General features: G+C 73.2%; 12 protein-coding genes. 8 read left to right on the plus strand and 4 right to left on the minus strand.

What is annotated here, in order from left to right; translation table 11 throughout:
• Position 1: 1 nt before the first annotated feature.
• On the minus strand, positions 2-742 hold the full coding sequence (locus D0D28_RS04355) for an AraC family transcriptional regulator (protein ID WP_116109846.1): 741 nt from the start codon (positions 740-742) through the stop codon (positions 2-4).
• A 54-nt stretch (positions 743-796) separates the two neighbouring features.
• Here D0D28_RS04355 and D0D28_RS04360 point away from each other — a divergent pair, with 54 nt between their 5' ends.
• The gene (locus tag D0D28_RS04360) at positions 797-1921 is read left to right on the plus strand and encodes an MFS transporter (RefSeq protein WP_116109811.1); all 1125 of its coding nucleotides are present in this window, start codon (positions 797-799) and stop codon (positions 1919-1921) included.
• On the opposite strand, the gene D0D28_RS04365 is transcribed toward D0D28_RS04360, so the two are convergent.
• Together D0D28_RS04365 and D0D28_RS04370 are read right to left on the minus strand one after the other, a co-directional pair.
• Positions 1880-2866 carry a Gfo/Idh/MocA family protein gene (locus D0D28_RS04365; RefSeq protein ID WP_094003538.1) on the minus strand — a complete coding sequence of 329 codons (987 nt, stop codon included), beginning with the start codon at positions 2864-2866 and terminating at the stop codon, positions 1880-1882. The two genes, D0D28_RS04360 and D0D28_RS04365, sit on opposite strands and share 42 nt — an antisense overlap.
• Complete coding sequence (locus tag D0D28_RS04370; RefSeq protein ID WP_116109812.1) at positions 2863-3969, minus strand: DegT/DnrJ/EryC1/StrS family aminotransferase; 1107 nt, start codon at positions 3967-3969, stop codon at positions 2863-2865. The genes D0D28_RS04365 and D0D28_RS04370 overlap by 4 nt, the downstream gene beginning before the upstream one ends.
• A 64-nt stretch (positions 3970-4033) precedes the next feature.
• Between D0D28_RS04370 and D0D28_RS04375 the strand changes: the two genes are divergently transcribed.
• The 7 genes from D0D28_RS04375 to D0D28_RS04405 are packed head-to-tail and all read left to right on the plus strand — an operon-like array spanning position 4034 to position 10124.
• Positions 4034-4738, plus strand: coding sequence for a UDP-N-acetylglucosamine acyltransferase (locus D0D28_RS04375; protein ID WP_094003540.1), 705 nt, complete (start codon positions 4034-4036; stop codon positions 4736-4738).
• Positions 4739-4740: 2 nt separating this feature from the next.
• Positions 4741-4977, plus strand: coding sequence for an acyl carrier protein (locus tag D0D28_RS04380; RefSeq protein WP_094003541.1), 237 nt, complete (start codon positions 4741-4743; stop codon positions 4975-4977).
• Between the two features lies 1 nt (position 4978).
• On the plus strand, positions 4979-5677 hold the full coding sequence (locus tag D0D28_RS04385) for an SDR family NAD(P)-dependent oxidoreductase (protein WP_369806748.1): 699 nt from the start codon (positions 4979-4981) through the stop codon (positions 5675-5677).
• Positions 5674-7071, plus strand: coding sequence for an AMP-binding protein (locus D0D28_RS04390; RefSeq protein WP_094003543.1), 1398 nt, complete (start codon positions 5674-5676; stop codon positions 7069-7071). Before D0D28_RS04385 ends, D0D28_RS04390 begins: the two co-directional genes overlap by 4 nt.
• Complete coding sequence (locus D0D28_RS04395; RefSeq protein ID WP_094003544.1) at positions 7068-8075, plus strand: acyl-protein synthetase; 1008 nt, start codon at positions 7068-7070, stop codon at positions 8073-8075. Before D0D28_RS04390 ends, D0D28_RS04395 begins: the two co-directional genes overlap by 4 nt.
• Complete coding sequence (locus tag D0D28_RS04400; protein WP_094003545.1) at positions 8072-9226, plus strand: acyl-CoA reductase; 1155 nt, start codon at positions 8072-8074, stop codon at positions 9224-9226. Before D0D28_RS04395 ends, D0D28_RS04400 begins: the two co-directional genes overlap by 4 nt.
• Positions 9227-9230: 4 nt before the next feature.
• Positions 9231-10124 carry a lysylphosphatidylglycerol synthase transmembrane domain-containing protein gene (locus D0D28_RS04405; RefSeq protein WP_240323090.1) on the plus strand — a complete coding sequence of 298 codons (894 nt, stop codon included), beginning with the start codon at positions 9231-9233 and terminating at the stop codon, positions 10122-10124.
• A 38-nt stretch (positions 10125-10162) separates the two neighbouring features.
• Here the strand turns inward: D0D28_RS04405 and D0D28_RS04410 are convergent, their stop codons facing one another.
• Positions 10163-12019 (minus strand): DUF6541 family protein, encoded by a 1857-nt coding sequence (locus tag D0D28_RS04410; protein WP_240323091.1) that lies wholly within the window; start codon positions 12017-12019, stop codon positions 10163-10165.
• Between the last annotated feature and the right edge of the window lie 27 nt (positions 12020-12046).

Here is a 12046-nt window from a genome sequence, read left to right on the forward strand (position 1 = left end):
GTCAGCGGCGGTGCGCCCCCGGCGTGTGGCCGTAGGCGCGGCGGAACACGTCGATGAACGCGCTCGCCGACGACCAGCCGCAACGGTGCGCGACCGTCGTCACCGGGACGTCCTCGGCCAGCAGGCGTAGTGCGTGGTAGAGCCGCAGCTGGGTGCGCCACCTGGTGAACGACATGCCCAGCTCGCCGGCGAACAGGCGGCTGAGGGTGCGTTCGCTCGTGCCGGTGGCGGCGCCGAGCTGCGCCAGCGTGCGCTGGTCCGCGCAGTCGGCGTGCAGCAGCTCGCACACCGCCACCAGCCGCGGGTCCGACGGCGTCGGCAGCTGGGCCGGCTCCCGCGGTGCCGCCCGCCGCTGGTCCAGCAGCACCGCCCGCAGCCGCCGGCCCTCCGCGGAATCGTCGCCGGGGGAGCGGGTGGCGGCCAGGATCAGCTCGCGCAGCAGCGGGTTCACGGTGAGGACCGCCGGCTCGTCCAGGCCGAGCGGGTTGGTGTCCGCGGGCAGGCCGAGCAGGTGCAGATCGGTGCGGCCGGTGGCGAGGTGGGCGTGGACGCGGCCGGCCGGCACCCAGATCGCCCGCGTGCCGGGCGCGAACCAGGTGCCCGCGTCCGTGGTGACCGCGAGGACGCCGGAGCGCGCGTAGACGATCTGGTGGTCGTCGTGGCGGTGCGCGTCGATGCGCTCGCCCGCCGCCAGGACCTGGGTCCGGGTGGGCGCGTGCGGTAGGTGGCGGGTTTGCGGCATCATCTGGCAGATTAACGGAAGTGCGCCAGCCCTCGCCGCCGCGACCATGGGCCGGTGCGAACGATCCCCCTGCTCGCGGTCGGGCACGCGTGCGTCGACGTCTACCAGGGCGCGGTGGCCGCGCTCGTGCCGTTCTTCGTCGCCGAGCGCGCCTACACCTACGCCGCCGTCTCCGGCATCGTGCTGGCCGCGTCCCTGCTGTCCTCGGTCGTGCAACCGCTGTTCGGCGCGCTCGCCGACCGCTGGTCCATGCCGTGGCTGCTTCCGGTCAGCGCCCTCACCAGCGGGCTCGGCCTCGCGTTCGCCGGGGTCGGCGGTTCCTACGCGCTCACCGTGGCGGCCGTGGCCGTCTCCGGGATCGGGGTCGCCGCCTACCACCCGGAAGCCGCCCGCGTGGCCCGGATCGCGAGCCGGGGCAGCCACACCGCGATGGGCTGGTTCTCCCTCGGCGGCAACGTCGGCTTCGCGACCGCGCCCCTGCTCGTCGCGGCCGTCGTGGCGACGGGTGGGCTGGCGTGGTCGCCGCTGCTGGCCCTGCCCGCGGCCGCGGGAGCCGTGTTGTGCGCGGCCGCCCTCCGCCGGATCTCCGGTACCACGGCGCAGGCGCGCGAGGGGACCGGCCGGAACGACTGGGCGTCCTTCGCGAAGCTGTCCGGCGCCATCGTGTGCCGCTCGATCGTCTTCATCGGACTGAGCACGTTCGTCTCGCTGTACGCGCAGCAACGCACCGGCGGCGGCAGCCTGGCCGGCATGGTCGCGTTGTTCGTGCTCTACGTCGGCGGCGCGATCGGCACGGTGGCCGGCGGGCGACTGGCCGCGCGCTTCGGCCGGATCCCCGTCGTGCGGTGGTCCTACGCGCTCACCACGTTGTCGGTGGCCGGGGTGGTGCTCGTGCCGGGGCCGCTGCTGTACCTGTTCGTCGCGGGCACGTCCGCCGGGCTGTACGTGCCGTTCTCGCTGCACGTCACGCTGGGCCAGGACTACCTGCCGAGCCGGATGGGCACCGCGAGCGGCATCACGCTCGGCCTCACGGTCAGCGTCGGCGGGCTCGCCAGCCCGGTCCTGGGCAGCCTGGCGGACGCCACGTCGCTGCGGACCGCGCTCCTGCCGCTGATCGCGCTGCCGGTGCTCGGCCTGCTACTGCTGTCCACTGTGGAGGAGCCGGCTGTCCGGGGCTGAAGCCTGCTCCAGCACCGTCGCGACCACGCGGTGCGCGGGCCGGATCGAGGCGCGTTCGGCGTCCACGTCCACCCGGCCGTCGAGCAGGGCCAGGAAGTGGTCCAGCTGCGCGGCCAGCGGTTCCGCGGCCGAGACCAGCTCGGGGATCTCGATCACGGCCTGCTGCCGGTAGCCGAGCCCGTCCGGGGTGACCGCGTCGTGCGACACGTGCCGGTACAGGGTGACGTCCCGGCGCAGCAGGTCGAGTTCGATGAGCCGGTCGAGTTCGGAAATCACCAGCGACCGCACCTTCCGTTGCCCGACGCGGGACGCGGACACCGTCGCCAACCCGGCCGGGAAGGACAACACCGCTTCCACCGCGTCCTCCGCGCCGTCGGCGGACTCGGGGTGGAAGTACCCGGTGCCGGACGTGATCCGCTCCGGTTCCGCGCCGAAGAACTGGATGGCGATGTCGACGTCGTGCACGAGCAGGTCCCACGCCACCCCGGTGCGGACGCGCGGCGCGTACGGCCCGTGCCTGCGGGCCATCAGGTGCACCGGCCGGGTCGCCAGCGCCCGCGCGGTCAGCACGGCGGGGTTGAACCGCTCGACGAACCCGCACATCAGCGGCACGCCCCTGGCGACCGACAGCGCGATGACCTCCTCGGTCGCGGCGAGGCTGTTCGCGACCGGCTTCTCCACCAGCAGCGGCTTGCCCTGGCCCAGGATCTCCAGCGCCAGCTCGTGGTGCGTCTCGGTGGCCGACGCCAGCACCACGGCGTCCACATCGGACAGCGAACCCAGCTCGGGGGTCCAGGCGGTGCCGTACCGCTCGGCGCACGCGCGCCCGGCCGCGGCGCGCGGCTCGACCACCCGGACCAGGTCGACGCGGTCGTGGCGGGACAGCACACGCGCGTGCAGCGACCCCATGTTGCCGGTGCCGACCAGCGCGACGCGGTATCTCACGCGCCGAGCGCCTCTCGCACCTCGCGCACGATGGTGTCCACGTCGGCCTCGGACAGCCCGGGGTGCACGGGCAGCGACAGGACTTCCTCGGTGACCTTCAGCGCCACCGGGAAGTCCTGCCGGGACACCGCCGGGATCTGCGGGTGCTCCCGGAAGCAGTCGTGGTCGAAGACCAGCTTCGGGTAGTACACGCCGGTCCCGATGCCGCGCGCGGCCAACTCGGCGACCAGCTCGTCGCGGGCGAGCATCGCGTGCGGGCCGATCAGCACGCTGTACTGGTGCCACACGTGCTCACGGCCGGGCAGCTCGGCGGGCACCGCCAGCCCGGGCGTCCCGGCGAGGCCGACGGACAGCTGCCGCGCGTTGCGCCGCCGGGCCGCGATCAGTTCGTCCAGTTTGTCCAGTTGCGGGATGCCGACGGCGGCGTGCAGCTCGGACATCCGGTAGTTGTGCCCGGGCACCTCGTAGGAGTAGCGCGTCCGCATGCCCTGGTTGCGCAGCACGCGCAGGCGGTCGGCCAGCTCGGCGTCGTCGGTGGTGATGACGCCGCCCTCGCCGGTGGTCACGTTCTTGGTGGCGTACAACGAGAAACAGCCCACGCCGAACGATCCGGCCGGCCGTCCGGCGAAGGTCGCCCCGACCGCCTGCGCGGCGTCCTCCACCAGGTACAGCTCGTGCTCCTCGGCGAGCGGGGCGAGCTTGCCCAGGTCGGCGGTCTGGCCGTAGAGGTGCACCGGGAGGATCGCCCGGGTGTCCGGGGTGATCTCGGCCGCGACCGCGTCCGGGTCGACGGCGAAGTCCTCGCGGGTGATGTCGGCGAACCGGACCGTCGCGCCCGTCGCCAGGATCGCGTTGAGCGTCGCGACGAAGGTGAACGGCGAGGTGATCACCTCGTCGCCGGGGCCCAGCCCGAACGCCAGCAGCGTGGCGGTGAGCGCGGCGGATCCGCTGTTCACGGCGACCGCGTGCGCGGTGCCGGCGGCGCGGGCGAAGGCGTCCTCGAAGCGGGCGACCATCGGGCCCTGCGCGAGCGTCCCCGACCGCAGCACCTCCACCACGAGGGATTCGGCGTCGCGGACGTCGACCGCGGTGATGGGGATCATGGGCGCGGCGTTCCTTTACTGTGATCGGCTCAGGCGTCCGTAAGACTGTACGAATGGATCTCGCGTGGTAAACCGCATCCACCCGACTGCGGTACTCGGGCCCGGAGTCGAACTCGGCGACGGCAACGTCGTCGGACCCTACGCCGTGCTCGCCGGGCCGCTGGTGATCGGGGACGGCAACTGGATCGGTCCACACGTCACGATCGGCACTCCGGCCGAGGACCGCACCGGTCCGCATCCCGTGTCGTGGGAGGACGAACCGGTCGGCGCGGGGGTGCGGATCGGCAGCGGCAACCGGATCCGCGAGTACGTGAGCGTCCACCAGGGCACCCGGCGCAGCACACGTCTGGGTGACAACGGGTACTACCTGCGCGGCAGTCACGTCGCGCACGACTGCGAGATCGGCGACCACGTCACGCTCGCGTCGAACGTCGTGCTCGGCGGGCACACGGCGATCTGGTCGCGCGCCAACCTCGGCATGGGCGCGATCGTGCACCAGCACGTGCGGATCGGCCCGGGCGCCATGGTGGGCATGGGATCCGCGGTGCGCCGCGAGGTCGGCGCGTTCACCGTCGCCGTCGGCAACCCGGCGCGCGTGACCGGCCTGAACGTGGTCGGCCTGACCCGGCTCGGCCTCGACGAGCGGCAGATCGCCGCGCTGGAGCCGTGGCTCAAGGGGGCCGGGCCGATTCCACCCGATGGGCTGCTGGACCGGCTCCCCGGCGGCGTCTCTACTTTGGTGCAGGCGTGGAACGACCGGAAGGACTAGACGTGGACATCGAGACCCGGCTGCGCAAGGTTTTCACCGAAGCGCTCGACCTCGGCGGCGACGTCGACGTGGACGCCCTGACCTACCGCGGGATCGAGGCCTGGGACTCGGTCGGCCACATGAGCCTGGTCGCCGCCATCGAGGACGAGTTCGACATCGAGCTGGAGACCGACCAGGTGATCGACTTGAGCAGCTTCCAGGTCGCGCGGAAGCTGGTGGCGGAGCTGGCGGGTGCCTGACCTGCGCGGGCGGGTCGCGCTGGTCACCGGCGGCACCCGCGGCATCGGACTGGCGACCGTGCGCGCGCTCGCCGCGGCCGGCGCGGCGGTGGTGCTCACCGGACGCGACGAGGCACGCGCGAAGGAGGTCGCGGCGTCGGTCCCCGGGCAGGTCACCGGGGTCGCCCTCGACGTCACCGACGCGAAGGCCGTGTCGTCCGTCGTCCGCGCCGCCGCCAAGGAGCGCGGCCGGCTCGACGTGGTGGTCGCCAACGCCGGGATCTACGCCGAGGGCGTGCTGGGCATGGTCGGCGACGTCGAGGCGGTCCTGTCGACGAACGTGGCGGGCACGATCCACACGGTGCAGGCGGCGGCGCGGGCGATGACCCGCGCCCGCTCGGGCGCCATCGTGGTGCTGGCCTCGGTCGTCGGCGAGCGCGGCGCCGCCGGTCAGACGGTCTACGCGGCGTCGAAGGCGGCGGTCGCGAACATCGCGAAGAGCGCGGCGAAGGAGCTGGGCCGGTTCGGCATCCGGGTCAACGCCGTGGCGCCGGGCGTGATCGACACCGAGATGACCGCCGGGCTCGCCGATCCGGACACCGCGCTGGGGCGCCGCGGCCGCGCCGAGGAGGTCGCGAACGCGATCGCGTTCCTCGCCGGCGACGAGGCGTCCTACGTGACCGGTCAGGTGCTCGGCGTCGACGGAGGGATGGTGCTGTGACCCTGCTGGCTCCCGGCGCGCGGCTCGTCGACGCGGAAACCGGCGCGGAACTGGGCGGCGCGGCGCTGACCGGCGAGGTCGAGCGGCGGGCCGAGGAACTCGCGGCGCTGCCGGACGGCGTGTTGTTCGCCCGCACCGGCGTCGACCTGGACAGCGTGCTCACCTACGTCGCGGCGGTGCGGGCCGGGCGGGCGGTGGCGCTGATCGACCCGGCGCTGGACGTCCCGGTGCTGGCCGGCCTGATCGAGCGGTTCTGCCCGGCGGCCGTGCTCGGCGCGCCCGCGGCGGAACCGCCGTCCGGGTACCGGACCGCGGACGGGCACTGGCTGCGCCTCGACCCCGGTGGTATCCGCCCGCACCCCGACCTCGCCGTGCTGCTGCCGACCAGCGGTTCGACCGGCAACCCGAAGCTGGTCCGGTTGTCCCGCACCGCGATCCTGACCAACGCGCACGCGATCGCCGACGTGCTCGGCATCGACGAGCGCGAGGTCGCCCCCACCACGTTGCCGCTGCACTACAGCTACGGCCTGTCCGTGCTCAACTCGCACCTGGTCCGCGGCGCGACCGTCGTCGTCGAGCGGGAGGGCATCCTCGGCCGCGGGTTCTGGGACGCCGTGGCCGCGCACGAGTGCACGTCGGTCGCCGGGGTGCCCTACCACTACGAGATGCTGCGGCGGCTGAAGTTCGACCCGTCCGCCAATCCCGGCGTGCACACGCTGACCCAGGCCGGCGGGCGGATGCGGCCCGAGCTGATCGCCGAGTTCGACACGCTCATGCGCTCGGCCGGCGGGCGGATGTTCGTGATGTACGGCCAGACCGAGGCCGCGCCGCGGATGGCGATCATGCCGTCCGAGCGGCTCGCCGAGAAGATCGGCTCGGTCGGGCCCGCGCTGCCCGGCGGGCAGTTCGCCATCCGCCGCCCGGACGGCGGCGACACCACGCACCCCAAGATCAGCGGCGAGATCGTCTACCGCGGGCCGAACGTGATGATGGGCTACGCCTCGACCGCCGAGCAGCTCGCGCTGGGCGACGAGTGCGGCGGTGTGCTGCCCACCGGTGACCTCGGTTACCTCGACGAGGAGGGGTTCCTGTTCGTCACCGGACGGCTCAAGCGGATCGGCAAGGTGTTCGGCAACCGGATCAGCCTCGACGACCTGGAGGCGGCCACCCGCGCGACCGGGCTGGGCATCGACATCGTGGCCGCGGTGCCCGCCGACGACAAGGTCGTGTTGTTCGCCGAGGGCGTTCCGGCGGAGACGTGCAAGGCCGCGTCCCGCGCGCTGTCCGACCGGCTGCACCTGCACGCGTCCGGGTTCGACGTCCGCTCGATCGACACGATCCCGCTGCTGGCCAGCGGGAAGATCGACTACCAGGCGCTGGCGGAGCGGGTATGAGCCTGCTCGCCGAGCTGACCGCGCTCACCGCGCACCACCGGGCGCGCTGCCCGGAGTACGACCGGATCCTGTCCGCGCTCGGTGCCGGGTCGTCGTTCGACAGCGTGGCCGACCTGCCGTGGCTGCCGGTCCGGTTGTTCAAGACGCACGCGCTCAAGAGCATCCCGGACGAGGCGGTGTTCAAGGTGCTCACGTCGTCGGGGACCACCGGCGAGCCGTCGCGGATCTTCCTGGACCGCGAAGCCGCGGCCGCGCAGACGAAGCACCTGGCGGAGACGCTGCGGACGGTCCTGGGCCCGCAGCGGCTGCCGATGCTGGTGGTCGACACGATCGGCGTGATCAAGGACCGCCGCACGTTCTCCGCGCGCGGCGCCGGGGTGCTGGGCATGGCGAACTTCGGGCGCAAGCACGTCTACGTCCTCGACGAGCACGACGTGCCGGACGTCGAGGCGGTGCGCGGGTTCCTGGCGCGCCACGGCGGCGAGCCGTTCCTGGTCTTCGGGTTCACCTTCATGGTGTGGCGGTACCTGTACCGGATGGCGCGCGAGCACGGGTTCGACCTGTCCAACGGGATCCTGCTGCACTCCGGCGGCTGGAAGAAGCTCGCCGACCAGGCGGTGGACAACGCGACGTTCCGCCGCGCCTTCGCCGAGGACACCGGGCTGCGGCGGATCCACAACTACTACGGGATGGTCGAGCAGATCGGCACGGTGTTCGTCGAGGGCGCGGCCGGGGACGGCCTGTACTGCCCGGAGTTCGCCGACGTGATCATCCGCGATCCGGTGACCTTCGCCGAGCAGCCGGTGGGGGTGCCGGGCGTGATCGAGGTGGTGAGCACGCTGCCGCGGTCCTACCCGGGGCACGTGCTGCTGACCGAGGACCTCGGCGTGTGCCACGGGATCGACGACGGCGAGCGGCCGGGCAAGCGGTTCTCGGTGCTCGGCCGGCTGCCGAAGGCGGAGGCGCGGGGCTGCTCGGACACGTTCCAGGCGCGGGCCGCATGAGGCAGCTCTTCCCGGCCGCGGGGCCGGTCGAGGTGGACCGCCTGCTGGACGAGGTGCGCTCGGCGCCCGCGCTGGAGGTGGGGGACGAGCGGGTCGTGGACTTCCTGGTCCGGTTCGCCCGCGCGCTGCTCGCCCCGGCGGTGGCTCGCGCGTACCCGGAGCTGGCCTCACTGGGGTTCTTCCTGCGGCGGGGCGAGATCCGGCGCGCGCTGGCCCGGCTGGACGGGGACGAGCTGCGGTTGCCGCGTGGCCTGGTGTTCCACGTGCCACCGGCCAATGTGGACACCATCTTCGTGTACTCGTGGGCGCTGTCCGCGCTGGCGGGCAACCGGAACGTCGTGCGCCTGTCGCCCCGGTCCGCGGGCGCCTCGGCCGCGGTGCTGGACGCGTTGTCCGATGTGGACCCCGTGGTGGCCGCGTCGCAGCGGATCGTCACCTACGACCGCGACGACGCGGTGACGGCGGCGTTGTCGGCGGCGGCGGACCTGCGGGTGCTCTGGGGCGGCGACGCGACGGTGCGCGCGTTGCGGAGGTTCGAGCTGGCGCCGCACGCGCGGGACCTGACGTTCCCGGATCGCTCGTCGTTCGCGGTGATCTCGGCGGCCGGCTGGGCGCGCGCGTCGGCGGACGAGCGCCGGGCGGCGGTCGAGGGGTTCCGCAACGACGTGTTCTGGTTCGACCAGGCCGCGTGCGCGTCCCCGCGCGGCGTGTACTGGGTCGGCGGCCCGCCCGCGGCGGAGTTCCGGTCGTTGCTGGCCTCGATCGCGCCGGCGCCGGAGCCCGCGATGGCGGTGCAGAACCGGGTCGGCGCCTACGGTGTGGCGGCCGACGGCGTGGCGACCCGGATCGCCTTCGACGGTCCGGCCCTGACCACCCTCGAAACACCCGACGTGGTCCGCGATTGGCTCGGCGCGGGGGTTGTCACCCAATCGAGGGTGTCCAGTTTGGACGAACTGGTACCGAAAGTCGTCCGGCGCGACCAGACCATCACTCATTTCGGTTTTTCCCGCGCGGAGCTGACCGATTTCGCGCGGAAACTGCCCGGCGTGGACCGGTTGGTGCCCTTCGGTTCGGCGTTGCAGTTCGCGCCGGTGTGGGACGGCTACGACCTACTCGCGGAATTCACCAGGATCGTCACTGTTACCGTCTGACCTCGTGAAACGACTCCTGGACGTCGCCCGCTGGGTGGCGCTCGCGGTCGTCGCGGCGTTCGTGGTGCGGGTGCTGGCCGGCGACTGGACGGAGTTCTGGCGGGCCCTGCGGTCGATCGCCTGGCCGTGGGCCGTGCTCAGCCTGGCCGCGCTGGTCGCGAGCATCACGGTGTCGACCTACGGCTGGCAGACGGTGGTCGACGGCCTCGGCGACCGGGTCGGCTACCGGCGCGGCGCGCGAATCTGCCTGGTCGGGCAGCTGGGGAAGTACGTGCCCGGTTCGGTGTGGGCGTACCTGCTGCAGATGGAGCTGGGCCGCAAGGCGGGCGTGTCCCGGGCGCGGATCTTCACCGGTTCCCTGGTGCAGTTCGGCATCGGCCTGGTCGCGGCGCTGCTGTTGTCCGCGCTGGCGCTGCCGGTCGCCGGGCCCGCGGTGTGGTTGCTGGTGCTGCTGCCTGCCGGGCTGGTGGCGTTGCACCCGCGGGTCCTGGCGTGGGGCACCGGCCTGGCGCTGCGCCTGCTGCGCAGCGATCCGCTGCCCCGCCCGCTGGGGTTCGCGTCGATCGCGCGGGCGTTCGCGGCCTCGGTGCTGGCCTGGACGCTGCAGGGGCTGCACCTGTGGCTGCTGGCGCCCTCGCTGAACCTCTGGACGTGCGTCGGCGCGATGGCGATCGCGATGACCGCGGGCACGTTCGCGTTCCTGCTGCCCAGCGGCGCCGGTGTGCGCGAGGCCGTGCTGGTGGCGCTGCTCGGCACGGCCGGTTTCTCGGCCGGGCAGGCGCTGGCGTTCGCTCTGGTGTCCCGGGTGATGTTCACGGTGGCCGACCTGCTGACCGCACTGGCCGCCACCCTCCCCACCCGCGAGTCCCACGCTCAGCCGCGCGAGTCCCACGCTTGAGACCGCGAGTTCCACGTTCCGGGCCCTGAGTTCCGCGTTCAGCGCACCAGCTGGTACACCACCGCGTCCGCGTTCCGGTAGGCCACGCGCAGGAACGGCAGCCCGTCCAGGTCCCGCCGGAGTCGCCGGCGCACCGCGGTGCGCGGGTAGCCGCCGTGGCCGAGGATCACCCACCGGATGTTCAACCGCGCCACCGCGTCCCGCACCGCGGCGTTCGTCGCGTATTCCCGGAAGTGTCCCGCGAGCAGCACGTAGTCCGCGGGCGGCAGGGCCGGGTCGAAGTGGCCCGCCGTGGTGCGCACGCCGCTCAGCGCGTAGGTCCAGGCCGTCCCGTCGGAGCGGTCGTTCACCGCCCAGTCGCCGGGGGAGGCGAGCCGCGCCAGCTCCAGCATCGCCTGCGCCTCGCCGGTGTTGAGCGGGATGTCGCCGGTCGACGGGTAGCCCGGCCGCACGATCACCGCGTTCGACGTCGTGTACAGGCCGTTCGTCGTCACCGCGAAGCCCGCCAGCGTCACCACTCCGGCCACCCACGCCCAGCGCGGCGCGAAGTTCCGCAGCCACCGCTGGACCTCCGCCAGCCCGTGCGCGGCCAGCAGGCAGCAGGGGACCGCCGCCATCACCAGGAACCGGTACGGGTCGTTCCACCACGGCCGCGACACGGCCTTGACCAGCGGATGCCCCGACGACAGCACCGCCACCGCGAACACCCCGAACAGCAACGCCGTCGCCGCCACCCACCGCAGCGGACCCAGCCGTTGCCACAGCACGATCCCCACCAGCAGTGCCGCCGACAACCACAGCTGCGGATGCGGCGCCACGTGCTCGAAGGTCAGCAGCATCCCGACCGCCGTGTTCGTCGACGCCGCCGTCGGCCAGCCGTTGTACGGCAGCGGCCCGGCGGCCAGCCCGATCGCCCCGAACAGCTGCAGCCACCCCAGCAGCAACCCGGCCACCGCGACCGGCCACAGCCGCCACAGCGTCCGTCGGTGCGCCACCAGCAGCGGCAACGCGAACAACAGGCCGCCGAACAGGGTCGACGAGTGGATGGTCAGCAGCCCGACCGCCACCGCGACCAGCAGGAACCCGGTGTCGAACGCCGGCCGCCGCAGGTAGCCGTCGAGCACGACCGCGACCAGCGGGGTCAGCGCGATCCCCAGCAGGAACGGCAGCAGCGGGCCGAAGTTCAGCGCCTCGTACAGCAGCGTCACCGGCGCCACGCACACCAGCGCCACCGCCCCGGCCGTCACCGCCCGGCCCCGGAACCACCGCACCAGCACCACCAGCGACAACGCCAGCAACCCCGGCAGCAGCACGGTGTTCGCGTTCAGCACCGCCGGGATCTCCGCGCCGGTCAGCCGGTACACGAGCGAGCCGACCAGGTGGTAGGCGTTCGGGTAGAACGACCCGTTGGGGTACCAGTTGACCGTGCCGGTGCCCACCAGGCTGCCGTCGCCGGTCTCGGCGAGGTAGCGGATGCCGTTGCCGTGGTACACCGCGTCGTAGCCCTGCGGCACGGCGTTGAGCCGCCCCATCCCGCTGAGCACGGTCCGCGCCCCGACCGCCCCACCGGCCAGCAGGCACAACCCGACCGCGACATGCCCACGCCGGTCCCACACACCCTCGACCGCGACCCGCCGCCACCCCGCCACCCACGCGATCCCGGCCAGCACAGCCACCGCCGCCAGGAAACTCGGCAGGTTGAACGGGATCCCGGCCTGCGCGAACCACGGCCCGGCCAGCCCGGCCGCGAAGTAGGTCAGCACCGGCGCCAGCCCGGCGAGCAGCCATCCGCGGGCACCGGCGAGCGCGCCGATCAGCAGGCCGGGCGCGAACAGCACCAGCAGGTACACCGCGATCACCGCGGCGGCGCCGGAGGCGCTCAGGGGAGTCGGCAACGGGTCCGCCAAAAGTCTCGGAGACGA

Origin of the sequence: Amycolatopsis ruanii, assembly GCF_003385175.1 — a bacterium.
Taxonomy (GTDB): domain Bacteria; phylum Actinomycetota; class Actinomycetes; order Mycobacteriales; family Pseudonocardiaceae; genus Amycolatopsis_E; species Amycolatopsis_E thermalba.

Coding starts and splice junctions, on each gene's coding strand:
- D0D28_RS04395 (WP_094003544.1), top strand. CDS start 7,068: ATGAGCCTGCTCGCCGAGCTGACCGCGCTCACCGCGCACCACCGGGCG.
- D0D28_RS04400 (WP_094003545.1), top strand. CDS start 8,072: ATGAGGCAGCTCTTCCCGGCCGCGGGGCCGGTCGAGGTGGACCGCCTG.
- D0D28_RS04355 (WP_116109846.1), bottom strand. CDS start 742: ATGCCGCAAACCCGCCACCTACCGCACGCGCCCACCCGGACCCAGGTC.
- D0D28_RS04370 (WP_116109812.1), bottom strand. CDS start 3,969: ATGATCCCCATCACCGCGGTCGACGTCCGCGACGCCGAATCCCTCGTG.